General features: G+C 42.1%; 8 protein-coding genes. 4 read left to right on the top strand and 4 right to left on the bottom strand.

Going from position 1 to position 14,947, the window contains the following annotated elements; translation table 11 throughout:
• Positions 1-74 precede the first annotated feature (74 nt).
• A complete protein-coding gene (locus ACED29_RS02925) occupies positions 75-986 on the bottom strand; it encodes a LysR family transcriptional regulator (protein ID WP_124017320.1) in 912 nt (303 codons plus the stop codon).
• Positions 987-1,115: 129 nt separating this feature from the next.
• Between ACED29_RS02925 and ACED29_RS02930 the strand changes: the two genes are divergently transcribed.
• The 3 genes from ACED29_RS02930 to fusA all read left to right on the top strand — a co-directional run bounded on the left by ACED29_RS02930 (position 1,116) and on the right by fusA (position 9,764).
• Positions 1,116-5,669, top strand: coding sequence for a biotin carboxylase N-terminal domain-containing protein (locus ACED29_RS02930; protein ID WP_124017321.1), 4,554 nt, complete (start codon positions 1,116-1,118; stop codon positions 5,667-5,669).
• Positions 5,670-5,826: 157 nt separating this feature from the next.
• Complete coding sequence (locus tag ACED29_RS02935; RefSeq protein WP_371696995.1) at positions 5,827-7,278, top strand: diguanylate cyclase domain-containing protein; 1,452 nt, start codon at positions 5,827-5,829, stop codon at positions 7,276-7,278.
• Between the two features lie 392 nt (positions 7,279-7,670).
• Complete coding sequence (gene fusA, locus ACED29_RS02940) at positions 7,671-9,764, top strand: elongation factor G (protein WP_124017323.1); 2,094 nt, start codon at positions 7,671-7,673, stop codon at positions 9,762-9,764.
• A gap of 105 nt (positions 9,765-9,869) precedes the next feature.
• Here fusA and ACED29_RS02945 read toward each other — a convergent pair whose 3' ends face one another.
• Complete coding sequence (locus ACED29_RS02945; RefSeq protein WP_124017324.1) at positions 9,870-10,754, bottom strand: LysR family transcriptional regulator; 885 nt, start codon at positions 10,752-10,754, stop codon at positions 9,870-9,872.
• Positions 10,755-10,848: 94 nt separating this feature from the next.
• On the opposite strand from ACED29_RS02945, the gene ACED29_RS02950 reads away from it, so the two are divergent.
• Positions 10,849-11,004, top strand: coding sequence for a hypothetical protein (locus ACED29_RS02950; protein ID WP_165870140.1), 156 nt, complete (start codon positions 10,849-10,851; stop codon positions 11,002-11,004).
• 200 nt (positions 11,005-11,204) lie between these two features.
• On the opposite strand, the gene ACED29_RS02955 is transcribed toward ACED29_RS02950, so the two are convergent.
• Together ACED29_RS02955 and ACED29_RS02960 are read right to left on the bottom strand one after the other, a co-directional pair.
• A complete protein-coding gene (locus ACED29_RS02955) occupies positions 11,205-12,371 on the bottom strand; it encodes a lipocalin-like domain-containing protein (RefSeq protein ID WP_371696996.1) in 1,167 nt (388 codons plus the stop codon).
• Positions 12,368-14,947: an ABC transporter permease gene (locus ACED29_RS02960; protein ID WP_371696997.1), complete on the bottom strand. Its 2,580-nt coding sequence runs from the start codon at positions 14,945-14,947 to the stop codon at positions 12,368-12,370. The genes ACED29_RS02955 and ACED29_RS02960 overlap by 4 nt, the downstream gene beginning before the upstream one ends.

Below are 14,947 nucleotides of genomic sequence, written 5' to 3' on the forward strand. Positions count from 1 at the left end.
CGCCCTGCTGTTGAGGCTAAATCATATCAATAATAATCAAGAGTTGCTGGCGACATGTTTTTAAATATATAACTTTAACTCATCATTGAATGTAATGATTCTTGGCTGGTATATCGTTTGGTGAAGAAGTCTAAAAAAGCACTAATGTTACTGGCTAGCTGACGGCGACTTGAATAGACCCCATAGACTTTAAAGGGTTCCATTGGCCATTCTTGTAAAATTGGCACTAAGCTTCCGGTTGCAAGCTCTTGTTTACAACTCGTGTTCGACAGCATAGCAATACCATAATCATCTAACGCTAAACGTTTTACCATGCTGGCGCTGTTCACTCGCACTTTACGTTTGAAGGTCGCCATTATCTTACGGCTGCCTTTTCCTAAAGCCCAAATGGGTGCCGACAAGGTGGTGCCGAGTAAAATACCATTGTGCTGAGTTAATTCTTGTGGCGTGGCAGGGCTACTAAATTTTTTAATGTAACCCGGACTTGCGACCAAAATAGGCTGGCGTTCAAATAATAACCTGGCCACAAGATCCGATGACTGCAGCGGCCCATATTTTATGGCGATATCGTAACCTTCACCGACTAGGCCAACATCGTTGTCGGTGAATTGAATATCCAGTTCTATATTAGGATAGAGTCGCATAAAACTTGAGCATAAATGACCAATGACATCTTGTGAAAATGACACCGGAATGGCGATGCGTAATGCGCCCGAAATATCATTATGGGTGTTTTCTATTGTTGCTTTAGCCGCTTCAATTTCATGACTAATAGAATCACAGTGCTGAAAAAATAATGCTCCAACTTGAGTCAGGCTTAAATTTCGGGTGTCTCGTTGCAGTAACCGCACTCCGAGTTGTTCTTCTAATTGCGCAACTTTACGACTAATGGTTGATTTAGGTTGTCCGATCTCTCGTGCTGCCTGAGAGAATCCTTTTGCTCTAACAACGGCTGCAAACAGCATCATACCGTTCAAATCGGGCATTCAAACCTCACTGTCTCATTTATGGAACAAAGCGTCCAAGCTAGTTTATATGGTAATTTACCCATTAACAAAGTTATATTTACAAGCTAAAAAAAATTTTCAGAGGCTATATAAGCAGAGGATCTAAGGATGACCAGCAAAAAGCAGCCCGCTAACAAGACTCAAGCACTATCGGCTGACCCACTTTTTTTACAAGCTGAACACTTGGCTAAAGACTTTTCATTATTTCCTGCTCATAACAAGCAGAGTTTATCTGAAGAAGTGAAAGGGCTATTAACAGAAGATGCGATTCAATCAAACTTGAAAAGTTTGGCATCTCTAGACGTTGACGGTTACGTCAATAAAGTTATCCAACCAACCTTGGATAAAACCCGCCCAGGTGCGAAGCGTATGATCGCTGACTTGAAAGGCAAGATTATTGCCGAAAGTCACATCGGACCGTTTTATCGTGCTGAAGTGGAACTTAACTTTGGCACCCGTACTCGCCGTATTGGTTTTATCGCGCAGGAACGAACTACCGCCAATGGCGCATGGATGCCAGAGCATCATCTTGCAGCCTGTAAAGCGATTCGCCATTTCGCTGAATTGTCTATGCCTATTGTATATCTTATTGATACTCCTGGTGCTGATGCTGGCGAAATTGCCAATAGTCAAAACCAAGCGCATACCATTTCTAAAGCGATTGCTGAAAGTGCCAATGTTGATGTGCCGACAGTCGGTATTGTGATTGGTGCAGGTTACTCAGGTGGTGCTATTCCATTAGCGGCAGCTAATATTTTATTGTCTGTACGAGACGGTATTTTTAACACTATCCAGCCACAAGGTTTGCAAAGCATTGCGCGTAAGTACAACTTGTCATGGCAGGAATGTGCTAAGTCTGTTGGCGTTTCTCCAGAAGAGTTATATACCGCAGGCTGTATTGACGGCATTATCGATTTCACTCCATCAGATAAAGATGAGCGTCAGCATAATTTCCGTCGTGCGATTATCAGTGCTATTGAAGCTGTTGAACGTGCAGCAATGAATTTTGTGCGTGAATCTACCGATTTAAAAGATCATTACGATCGTAGTTTGCAGCGTTTTTTAGCGCCGTCGGCTAATTTACTGACGCTTGAAAATAATACTCGCTTGTCTGTCGCCAATAACCCGACCATGTACCACAATATTTTTGGTAGTGCATATCGTTATTTACGTTATTTGACCTTGCGTAGCCGTATTCATTCAATCTCACAAGAGCAGTACGGTCGCTTATCAAAAGTGAGCGTGCCAGAAGGTGACTTGTTAGCGCGCATTAAGCAAGAGCAGGAACGCGTGTTCCAAGCGTGGTTAACCAACCCAGATAAGTTAGTTTATGATGAAGAACTGAATAAGCTTTGGGGTACCTTTAGCGCTAAACGTAAAGATATTTCTGCCGAGCGTAACGTCATTACTCGTTTTATTTTGGGTGAACCAAAAGAGAACTATAAAAAAGCGCGTAAAGCGTTGTTATTTAACATTGGTTGGTCGTTATACCATCGTTGGAAAAGTAATGCTGCTAACAACTTCAATGGCTTAATTAAACATTTAGAGTCATTGCCTAAGTCTACAACACAAGCGCCGTGGCCTGAGCTTAGCCAACTTACTGTGTTAGATATTGTGGTTAATGATGAATTACGTGCAGACTTTATTTGGCAGTGTCATAACGTGCTTATTTTTAATGCGTTATATGACAATGTTGTAGGTAGCTTGGCATCAATTTCGAAAGAAGCCATGATGTCAAAAAGCTTATCTCGCGAGTCGGTGGATAAGTTACTGCATAAATCTATTGATAACGCATTATCGACAAGTGACAAAGCTAACGACAAGAGTAAGTTCTATAAGTGGTTAAAATACTTCATGGATCAATCGAATCGTGCAGAATTGTTAACGCGTGTAGAGCAATGGAAGAGTGTCGGTTTCCCACAGTTAAACGATTCTTTATTTGTTATTTTGACGTACTTCTTCGAACGTTTATTGCCTGAATATTTCGACAGTGAAGACGATCATGACAAATATACCGGCACCATTAACCCTGTGCGTATTGGCCGTCGTAAGGATTTCTGGAACCGCTTAACCATGGGTTACCAAGACTTACTGATCCTAAAAGTGCTTCGTGAAGAGAAAAAACAAGGCAAGATGGCATGGGAAAATATCATCAAACAATTCTTTAATAAGTTTGATGAAATTGATGCCGACAAAATGTCAGCTAACATGCTTAACTTCCCAGGTTTCCGTTTATCGATTGAAGACGCTATTGATAAAAAGATCCGTCCTTGCGGTTTAATTACCGGTCTAGCTGATTTTAATAATAATGGCAGTAAGTTACGTGTTGGTGTTGCGGTTTCAAATACCGCATTCCAAGCCGGTGCATTTGATATGGCCAGTGCTGAAAAATTCAGTTCGCTACTCATCGAATGTGCTAAGCGCAAACTTCCGGTTATTTGTTTCATCAGTTCTGGTGGCATGCAAACCAAAGAAGGCGCGGCGGCATTGTTTTCAATGGCGGTTGTGAATGACCGTATTACACGCTTTATTCGTGATAACGAATTACCGGTATTAATGTTTGGTTTTGGTGATTGTACGGGTGGTGCTCAAGCCAGTTTCGTGACTCATCCGTTAGTACAGACTTACTATTTGTCTGGCACCAACATGCCGTTTGCTGGCCAAATGGTGGTACCTGCGTACTTACCATCAACAGCAACACTGTCTAACTATTTGTCTAAAGTGCCAGGTGCCATGACTGGGTTAGTTCATAATCCATTTAGTGACACCTTAGACACTCAGTTGTCGGGTATTGATCCACTGATGCCATTACCGACAATGAAGATCGAAGACGTGATCAGTAAAGCATTGTCGACGCTAGTGCCTGAAGTGATTGAGTTAGAGGACGTCATTGTCCAAAATGATCCTCGTGCACTGATGAAGCCTATTCATAAAGTGTTGGTACATGCTCGTGGTTGTACGGCTGTTAAATTGATCCGTAAAGCTCACGACAACAATATTAATGTGGTGTTGGTGGCTTCAGATCCTGACATGACATCTGTTCCAGCAGATATGCTGAAAGATACAGATAAGCTTGTATGTATTGGTGGTAATACTTCAGATGAAAGTTACCTTAATGCTTACTCAGTCTTGAAAGTCGCTGAATATGAAAATGTTGACGCGTTACATCCTGGTATCGGTTTCTTATCAGAAAGTCCGCAGTTTGCAGCATTGTGTGTTAACAATGGGGTTAACTTTGTTGGTCCTAGTGTGCATTCAATGACCACAATGGGTAACAAGTCTAATGCTATCCATACTTCTCAATCGCAAAATGTGCCAGTTGTGCCTGGTAGTCATGGTATTTTGACTAACGCAGAGCAAGCCGTAAACGTAGCATCTGAGATTGGTTATCCTGTGCTGCTAAAAGCGGTACAAGGTGGTGGTGGTAAAGGTATTCAGGTTGTGAAACGTCCTGAAGACATGATTGGTTTGTTCCAAAAAACCGCCACCGAAGCTGCTGCAGCATTTGGCAATGGTGATTTGTATTTAGAAAAATACGTTACCTCATTACGTCATATTGAAGTGCAGTTACTGCGTGACAAGTTTGGTAATACCAAAGTATTGGGTATTCGTGACTGTTCAGTACAGCGCAATAACCAAAAAGTAATCGAAGAATCAGGTTCAACTATGTTGCCTGAAGAGCTGAAGCAACGTGTGATGGAATATACACGTGCGTTAGGCGAAGTAACCGATTATATGGGTGCAGGGACTGTTGAGTTTATCTATAACCTAGATGCTAACGAAGTGTACTTCATGGAAATGAATACACGTTTGCAAGTTGAGCATCCGGTGACAGAAGCGACATCAGGTATCGATATTGTTAGCGCGCAGTTTGATATTGCTGCTGGCCGATCAATTGAGAAGCTTGAGCCTGTTGACCAAGGTTACGCCATGGAAGTGCGCGTAACGGCGGAAAAAGCAGCGCTTGATAGCCATGGTATTCTGCAGCTTATTCCCAATCCAGGTAAAATCACTGAATGTGTATTGCCTCAGCGTGATGATGTTGAAATTATTTCGATTGCCGCTGCTGGCAAAGAAGTATCGCCATACTATGATAGTTTGATCGCCCAGATCATTATACGTGGTACTGACCGTGCCGACGTTGTATCTAAAATGTATGCGTACCTCGATAGCGTAGTGATTAAAGGTATTGCGACTAACATTCCATTGTTAAAGCTTATCCTTAAAGATCCAACCTTCAACGAAGGGGTATATGACACTAACTACTTGCCACGTTTAATGGCTGAGTTAGATATACCTGCACTGATTGCAGAAATGGAAGCGGCAGCAGAAGCGATTGAGGTTGATACTGAATCATTACGTGTTGGTGAAAGTAACGAGCTGAAGGTTATGGCTCAGGGGGCTGGTATTTTCTATACCTCTCCAGCACCGGGTGAAGCTGACTTTGTAAAAGAAGGTGACATTGTTACAGTTGAACAAACATTGGCATTGATGGAAGCAATGAAGATGTTCTCGCAACTGACGTTAGCGGGCTTTAATCGTCAAACGGGTGTGTTATATCCTGAAGACCAACAGTATCGCATTGAACGTATTCTTAATAGCAATGGCCAGCAAGTTTCACAAGGCGACTTACTATTTGTGATATCACCAGTCGAAGCTTAATACCTATAATTGTTCAGTAAATGAAATACCCGCCATTTGGCGGGTATTTTTTTGTCATATTTGGGTATGTTGTCATACACTCAATAGCGTATACACTTCTTTTTCGACCATTTTCTTGAGTCATAATGGGTGGAGCATACTATTGAGAAGGTTGAGTTTGCCTGAAATATATAGCGTGTTATTGGTCATGCTGTTGATATTGATTAATCTGTTCAACACTAAGCATGCCAGCGCTTCTGTGCTCGAAGTGCAGCCTTTAATCGACTCACAAAGCCGTAATATCATCCGCTATTGTGTTGATCCCGATTGGTTACCTTACGAAGCTATCGTCGATGGTCGTCATACTGGTGTTTCCTCTGACTATTTAGCCTTATTGACAAAGTATACCGGTTTAACTTTTATGTTAGTCCCGACAACCTCTTGGAGGCAGAGTTTAGAATTACTCAAACAAGGTCGATGTGAGTTAACCCCTATTTTAAATCAAACGCCAAAGCGCGACCAATATCTCTACTTTAGTGAGGTCTTTTTTAAATCGCCAAATGTACTGGTGTCGTTGAAGTCGCAACCCTTTCTACAAGGTTTTGAAAATATCGGCGACCGCTTATTGGCCATCCCCAAAGATTATCGCTTAGTCGAGTACATCCAACAGTATTACCCCAATATCAATACTATATTGACTAATAGTGAGCGCCAAGGGTTGGAAAAAGTCGCGAATGGTGAGGCTGATGTATTTGTTGGATCAATGTTTTCTGTTAATGCATATATTCAACAACAGGGTTTAACCTCGCTTAAAATAGCGGGTTGGGGAGGGCCTGAAGATGAATTACGCATGGGGGTTATTCACGCAAAGCAAGATTTATTGCCACAGATTAATGCCGGATTGGCAAAAATCACCCAAGCCGATCATATTGCAATTTATAAGAAATGGCACAATATTACCGTGATCGAAGACATTGATTATAGCCTAGTGATCCCTGTGCTAACGGCATTAGGGACATTTATTTTATTTCTCCTGTACCGCACAATATCAATCGGTAAGTACAATGTTCATTTAGAGGCAAACAATAAACAGTTACAGCAATTACAATTACAACTTGAGCAAAAAAATAGTGACTTAGACTTTTTGGCTCAACACGATCCACTAACAAAATTGTATAATCGTCAATACTTCAACCAAACATTTCTCGATACTAGACAAGCTCCTACTGAGCAAAATCACCATAATAATATTGGCTTAATTATTATAGATATCGACTTTTTCAAAGCAATAAATGACAAACATGGACACGCTATTGGTGACAAAATACTGGTCCAAGTTGCCCAAGTACTGCAAACTTCAGTGAGAGAGCGTGATGTTGTCGCCAGATGGGGCGGTGAAGAGTTTGTCATCGTTTGCCAGCATGTGCAGTTGATCAATGCCCAAGAGCTATGCCAAAGAATTACCGATGAACTCACTCATTTTCATTTTTATAACGATATCAAAGTGACTTGCAGCTACGGGATTGCTCTGCTGGGTGAGGGTGAACCCATAGAAGCGTGCTTTGAACGTGCCGATGCTGCGTTATTCAAAGCTAAACAGTCAGGACGTAATCAATATTGTAGTGCGTAGATAAAAACCTCATCTTGATTGATGTTTACGCCTCTAACACAATTCATTATGTAGATTAATAAATGCTTGCTCGATATGGCACAATGTTCAATAGCGACATTATTGGGGGCTAAAAAGGCTAATTTACCCATTTAAGCTAAAATTTAACATTTTAAGGTGAAATAAGTCTAAAGACTAAAAAATAAACTATTATTTTTTAGTCTTTTGTTTTATATGGTATTAATGGCTTTTAATGCGGTTTTTTTTGCTAAAAGTAAATAAATATTGCAACAGCTATTTGCGCCCAGCAAGGTTCCAATTTACAATATGCGCCTTAATAACCTGATGTGCGGTGTGTCGGTTTTTTTTCGCATGCTCCGTCTACTTCTTAAACTAATCATTAAAGTTGAATCATGACCGAATTATCCAAATACAGAAACATTGGTATCTTCGCTCACGTTGACGCGGGTAAAACCACGACCACCGAGCGTATCCTTAAGCTAACCGGTAAGATCCACAAGATCGGTGAAGTACATGATGGTGAATCAACCACTGACTTCATGGAACAGGAAGCTGAGCGCGGTATTACCATTCAGTCAGCAGCAGTAAGCTGTTTCTGGAATGATCACCGTTTCAACGTTATTGATACTCCAGGCCACGTTGACTTCACTGTTGAAGTATATCGTTCGCTTAAAGTACTTGACGGCGGTATCGGTGTATTCTGTGGTTCAGGCGGTGTAGAGCCTCAGTCAGAAACAAACTGGCGTTATGCTAACGATTCTGAAGTTGCGCGTATCATCTTCGTAAACAAGTTAGACCGTATGGGTGCTGACTTCTTACGTGTTGTTAAGCAAACTAAAGACGTTTTAGCAGCTAACCCATTGGTAATGGTTTTACCAATTGGTATCGAAGACGAATTCTGTGGTGTTGTTGACCTACTAACTCGTAAAGCGCATATTTGGGATGATTCTGGTTTACCAGAAAACTTCGAAATTACTGATGTGCCAGCTGACATGGTTGACTTAGTTGAAGAATACCGTGAAATGCTAATCGAAACTGCTCTTGAGCAAGACGATGACCTACTAGAAGCTTATATGGAAGGTGTTCAACCATCTATAGAAGACGTTAAGCGTTGTATCCGTGCGGGTACTCGTACAATGGCTGTGTTCCCAACATATTGTGGTAGCGCATTCAAAAACAAAGGTATGCAGTTATTACTTGATGCCGTTGTTGATTTCTTACCAGATCCAGTTGAAGTTGATCCACAACCGCTAACTGACGAAGAAGGTAACGAAAATGGCGAATTCGCAATCGTTGATGTTGATGCTCCGTTTAAAGCATTAGCGTTCAAGATTATGGATGACCGTTTTGGTGCATTAACATTCGTACGTGTTTATTCTGGCCGTTTGAAAAAGGGTGACACCATCCTTAACTCATTCACTGGTAAATCTGAGCGTGTTGGCCGCATGGTTGAAATGTATGCTAACGAACGTATCGAAATTGAATCAGCCCAAGCGGGTGATATTATCGCTATCGTTGGTATGAAGAACGTGCAAACTGGTCACACTTTATGTGATCCTAAGCACCCTTGTACACTAGAAGCCATGGTATTCCCTGAGCCAGTTATCTCTATCTCTGTAACACCAAAAGATAAAGGCGGCAGCGAGAAAATGGGTATCGCTATCGGTAAAATGATTGCAGAAGATCCATCTTTCCGTGTAGAGACTGACATTGATTCTGGTGAAACCATCCTTAAAGGTATGGGTGAACTTCACTTAGACATTAAGGTTGATATTCTTAAGCGTACTTACGGCGTTGACCTAATTGTAGGCGAGCCTCAAGTTGCTTACCGTGAAACTATCACTAAAGAAATCGAAGATAGCTACACGCACAAGAAACAGTCTGGTGGTTCTGGTCAGTTTGGTAAAATTGATTACACTATTCGCCCTGGCGAGCAAAACACTGGTTTCACTTTCACTTCTAAAGTGGTTGGTGGTAACGTACCTAAAGAATTCTGGCCTGCTGTTGAGAAAGGTTTCAAGAGCATGATGAACACAGGTACTATCGCAGGTTTCCCTGTGTTAGACGTTGAACTTGTGCTTCAAGACGGTGCTTTCCACGCAGTTGACTCGTCAGCTATCGCGTTCGAAATCGCTGCTAAAGGCGCATTCCGTCAATCTATGCCTAAAGCCGGTGCACAACTTCTTGAGCCTATCATGAACGTTGACGTATTCAGCCCAGATGACAACGTTGGTGACGTAATTGGTGACCTTAACCGTCGTCGCGGTATGATCAAAGATCAAAACGCTGGTGTTACAGGTGTTCGTATTAAAGCTGAAGTACCGTTATCAGAAATGTTCGGTTACATCGGTTCACTACGTACAATGACTTCAGGCCGTGGTCAATTCTCTATGGAATTTGCTCATTACAGCCCATGTCCAAACAGTGTTTCTGAGAAAGTTGTTGCTCAAGTTAAAGAGCGTAAGGCTGCTGAAGCTAAGAAGTAATTCTAGTTTCGATTTGCCCATAAAAACCGTTGCCTAGGCAGCGGTTTTTTTATGCTTGTTTTATGCTGTTAACAGCATATAAAAACCCTGACAGCATTTACCACATTATTGATGGCCATCTCTACTGAGGGTTAAGAGTGCTTGAGCCGGCGGAGTTAATGGCAGGTTCTCTCGCCATATCAATGCTAAATCCCAGGTCATGGCAGGTTGCATTGGTTTAAATATCAGTTTGCTACTGGTTAGCCGTTGGCAAATGGGTTCGGGTAAAATTGCGACGCCCAAGTTAGCTTCAACCATTGCCGCTAAAAAATCCCACTGACCCGTTCTAAAAGCAATATTAAGTTGTACACCAACTTTACGGCTTAAACGATTAATTAACTTGGCTAATGAAAAATCTTCGTTGTAAAGAATGAAGGGGTAAGATTCAAAGTCTTGCCAGCGTATTTCCGCTTTGCTAGCCAGAGGGTGCCCTTCTGGTAAGCAGGCAAGTAAAGGGTATTTAGTTAGCGCTTGGTTCGCTAACTCTATCTTATGCGTTGTAGGCAGCGCCGTGAAGGCAATATCTAGACTGTTGTTCAGCAGTGCTTGCTCACAACCAAATCCGCCATACTCGTTCATTTGTAATTCGATTCCGGGGTATTTTTGTCGATACTCGGTCAACAAAGGCGTGATTAAACTGCTCATCATCGGGCAGACTCCAAGTCGTAATCGTCCAGACTTTAAGCCGCTAAGGTTGCTAATACCTTCTTGAAGTCGATGCCAGTGACCTAAAATCTCCCGCGCACTTTGTTCAAACAATTGTCCTGCTTGGGTTAATTCTACTGTTTGATTATTTCTTATAAGCAACTGCTCACCAATATTTTCCTCTAAACGTTGAATGGTTTTGGTCAGTGTCGGTTGGGTCATAAAGCACTTTTGTGCCGCACGGGTAAAGTTTTCGGTTTCAACTATGGTGAGAAAAATCTGTAAGCTCTTGATTGGGATGTTCATGCTTAAATGGAATCCACTTCATGGTAATTATTCATTTTACCTATGAACCTTAAAGGATTACTTTGAACTCCTTAGCAAAAACGGAGGAATAACAATGAAATCTACTTCAAGTTTATGGGTTAGCGCATTATGGCAAGCAGCGATGCCAGTAGAGCATGATGAGATTGAATCATCGAAGACATCAAAAGCAACAGCCGTAAACAACGAGCAAGTTGTTCAGCAAAGATCTCAACCAATAATCCCAGCTTAAGCTGGGTTTATTTTTTAATCAGGCCTTAGAGTATTACTCTATCAGATGTGAATATTACTGTTTTAACTAGCTCTATATTGTTAGTCAATATTGTCAGTTACGGTTTTATGACCCATGCAGCTAATCAAATAGGAAGATAACTGATACACAACTTATGCAGATAATAGTGACATTATTTTTTGCTATAAATGCTCACAGTATTAGCGATAGCCGGTCAACTCCATATAGCCTTTACCCTTGTGACTACCGCTAACGGTGATGGGGCCTTCCCAATATGAGGTTGATACCAGCATGTCACTGTTAGGATTTAATGCGTCAGTGGTGACATCAATACCCTCACTGTCAATCCGAAGATGCCAAGCAATAGGGTGTTTGCCTAATGCAGTTTGTTGCCACTGCGTTGGCTCCATTGAGATGTCACCGGGATTATCTTGGCTGTTGATATTACGCCCACTGCCATCGGCAAACATTCTTCTGCCACTGTAGAAGTGATCCGTATCATCTTGCCCGCGAAGCCTAAACATCATTAGCGTTGAGTCATCATCTAAACGCAGTGAAAACCAGTCCCAACCTTGCTGAGCCTTAGTTAGAAATTGCGAACTCCACTCTCGATCAAACCAGGCTTTACCAGTTACTTGCTCAGTCACTCCATGGCGGGTTATCTCTCCAGTGACGTCAATAAAAGGCTGACTATAGTAGTAAGATGCCACACTTTTATCGGCGCTTTTACTGCTATAACCTTGCTCACCTTGTAATTGCAGCGGTTGTTGACTACTGAGTTGTAATTGATACTTAAATTGCTCACCTGCGACGGTTAATGTAGCTGGCAATAGTTGTTCTGATTGACTTAACCATTGCCAGTTTTGCAAATGAACCTCAAATGGTTGTGGCTCCACACCTGCAAGTTGAGGATGGCCGCGAGACCATTTTTCGGCGATTAAGTGTTCACTTTTGGTGGTCACTGCGGCATGGGCCATGTAAAGCTGATTAGTGATCCAGTCATTTTCTTTAAGTGTAATCGTACTTGTCTGTGGTCTCAGGCCGATGCGAAATTGAGTCCACTGTACGCCAATGTCTTCACCGGTTGTAGTGGTGAGGTTAGCGGTTAAATACCACCACTCAATTTTAAAGTCATTGTGAGCTAAATGGTCTTGTGGAAATTGTAATACTTTACCTTTAACAACGTCGCTATACCCTTCAGCAGATGTTGATGACATGCTGCTAATGGTTGACTCTTTTACTGCGGTGTCTTGTGCTGGTGAACAAGCCGTTAACGCTAGGCCGATTACAAAAAACGTTAATATAGCCATACTGTGTGGCATTTTAAAGGCTGCTTTGGGCACTATAGTTGATATGAAAGAGATCATAATGCTTCCTGTTGTAGGCTCGATATGAGTGGTCTTCGAGTCTGCCAATACAAGGGTAAACATACGGCGAATAAACAACTCACTATCGCAATGACCACCACTTGAAAATAAGCCGCCCAATCCCATACCATAGCAATACTCCAGCCAAATGCTTGCAAGGTCACCTTGTGAATTAACAAATAACCCAGTAATGCGCCAGTGGGTAATGCAACCAAGCAGGTCAATAGCACAATGAATAACATTTGCACTAATACCATTATACGTAATTGATTGCGGCTAACACCTAGGGCATACAAGCGTGCTAAGGGGGCTTGCCTTGCTTGTGTTAGCATCATGCAGGCACTGAATAAGCCGATAGCCGCCACCAGTAAGGTCAAACTATTCAGTACCACAGTAATAGAGAATGTTTTATTGAATATGGTAATTGCTTCGGTTTTTATCCGCTGCTGGCTGTACATATAAGCGGAAGACAGATTGATTTTCTGGCTAATGCTATCTTGTAGTGGAGTAATATCGCCTTGGTACGATACTGCTAGGCTAATCGGTTTAGCTGGTAATTGAGATTGTTGCCATAAAGACTGGGTAATAATCGCTTCGCCTTGAGGATTACCATAATCGTAATAAATTCCACCAACGGTTAATGTGTGCTGATTAAGTTGTGATAACTGAATTTTATCGCCGATATCGAGTTGATATTTTATCGATAAGGGTTCACTGATCATCACATAATGGCCTTTGGTGAACTCAGGCCAAAAGTCATCCGCAGTGATTTTAAACACGGTTGTTTCTGTCAACGACAGATGATCGCGACTGACTAGATCGATAGGCACTTGTGTTTGTGGTGTTTCAATCCGATTAAGATTGCTATCGATAGTCCATTGATCATAAATGGCTTCAACTTTGGGATCGTTATTTAATAATAAGATTAAAGCATCTATCTGATTTGGGTTTGGTCTTATGTATAAGTCGGCATGTAAGCGGGCATCGAGCCATTTTTTTAGGGTGATTTCAAAGCTACCGACTAAAGTGTTCATGGCAATGTTGGCGCATAGTGCTAACAACATAGCCATCATGGCCAAGGCAAGCGGGGCAATTATCTCTTTGGTTTCTGCAATCACATATTGCCAAAGTCCTTTAGGCATAAATGGGCTGAGTAAGTTAACCGCCCAATGCAGGCATTGTGGTAATAGCAATGGAATAGCTACTGAGATAATACCCAATAATACCAAGCTATGGCGATACTGCTCGGTAAAGGCAAATCCGACAGTACAAATGAGTAACAGCAACACTGCGATGACAAATTGGCGCCAATGAATAATATTGAATTGTTGGTTTTGTGGCTGTTTTTGGGCCCCTTGGGCTAGTGGTGTTTTGATAAGGCTAATTAGCATTGGGATACAGGCTGCAAATGCCGCTGACAAGGTTAGTATCAATGCTTGTACAAACCATTGCCATTGCCAAATTCCGGGTAATAACTTTGCGCCATAAAGCTGTTCAAGCGTTATCGCAACCATAGGTTGCAACCACTGCGACAACTGTAAGCCACCAATAAAGCCTAATATACAGCCGACAAACACTAAACATATTATTTCAAGGCTTAAGGCAAACATCACAGTACGCCTATCTATACCTTGCTGCATGATTTGCACCAGCAGTTTTTGACGCTTCATTAAACTGTAGCGCACGCCGTTGTAAGCAATAAATAATCCGACCACAAATGCTAGCATGCTCATGGCATCAAGATTAAGGTGAAAACTCGCCGTGAGGGCGGTAAGCGATTCACCTTCACTGGTTCGAGTGGTGAAATTTAGCTTACTGGTGTCAATACCTGCTTGAGTTAGGGTGTCGGTTAACCGAGCAATGAGTTGCTCATCTGACTCAGGCGCTGTTGCATTAGGATCTGCTGGCTTTGAGTCAAATACCGCAATATAACTGAGCTTTCCTTGCATATTCAGTAACGGTTGGGCTAAAGATATATCGGCAAGAATAGCGGTTCCAAGTCCCCAGTTATCATCAATGGCGATGATCTCAACAGGGACCTTATTCAGTACTAAGCGGTCAGTTTTGCGGCTGAGATTGTCAAGGCGATCACGCTGGCTTAGCGACATTAATACCTTGGCTTGGCCGCTGAGCAATTCGGCAAGGGGAATATTGGTTGACGTTATCGCGGCAGAGGAGTGAGAGTCTGTATTTTGCTGTTTGCGGCTGCTGATTGCCGCAATAATATCGCTACTGTTGACGCGCCAAAGCCGGCCTTGTTCATCTGTTGCTATACCTTCAATACTCGCGATGGTGTTGAATCCGCTATTAGCCAATGCAAAGTATACCGACTCATCAATGCTGCTTTCTGTGCGGTGGCTAATGGATAAGCGTGCTTGTTGGCTGAGTAGCTCGGAGACATTGCCGTAGCTTTGTTTAGCGTTTTCATTGGTGGCATAAACCCCAATAAGCAAAGTCACTGCCAGCATAATGCCCAGTAAAATGGCACTTGCTTGCAGTGGCGCATGACGATAATGACTAACAAATAAGCGCAAACATAATCTTAAGCGACTAATTGATGAGGAGTCGGTCATCAT

Origin of the sequence: Shewanella sp. 5S214, from assembly GCF_041439795.1 — a bacterium.
In the GTDB taxonomy this organism is placed as follows: Bacteria; Pseudomonadota; Gammaproteobacteria; order Enterobacterales; family Shewanellaceae; genus Shewanella; species Shewanella vesiculosa.

Excerpts from the sequence above, each read along its gene's own strand:
- ACED29_RS02950 (WP_165870140.1), top strand. The coding sequence starts at position 10,849 with ATGAAATCTACTTCAAGTTTATGGGTTAGCGCATTATGGCAAGCAGCG.
- ACED29_RS02955 (WP_371696996.1), bottom strand. The coding sequence starts at position 12,371 with ATGATCTCTTTCATATCAACTATAGTGCCCAAAGCAGCCTTTAAAATG.
- ACED29_RS02930 (WP_124017321.1), top strand. The coding sequence starts at position 1,116 with ATGACCAGCAAAAAGCAGCCCGCTAACAAGACTCAAGCACTATCGGCT.
- ACED29_RS02925 (WP_124017320.1), bottom strand. The coding sequence starts at position 986 with ATGCCCGATTTGAACGGTATGATGCTGTTTGCAGCCGTTGTTAGAGCA.
- ACED29_RS02945 (WP_124017324.1), bottom strand. The coding sequence starts at position 10,754 with ATGAACATCCCAATCAAGAGCTTACAGATTTTTCTCACCATAGTTGAA.
- ACED29_RS02960 (WP_371696997.1), bottom strand. The coding sequence starts at position 14,947 with ATGATGACCGACTCCTCATCAATTAGTCGCTTAAGATTATGTTTGCGC.
- fusA (WP_124017323.1), top strand. The coding sequence starts at position 7,671 with ATGACCGAATTATCCAAATACAGAAACATTGGTATCTTCGCTCACGTT.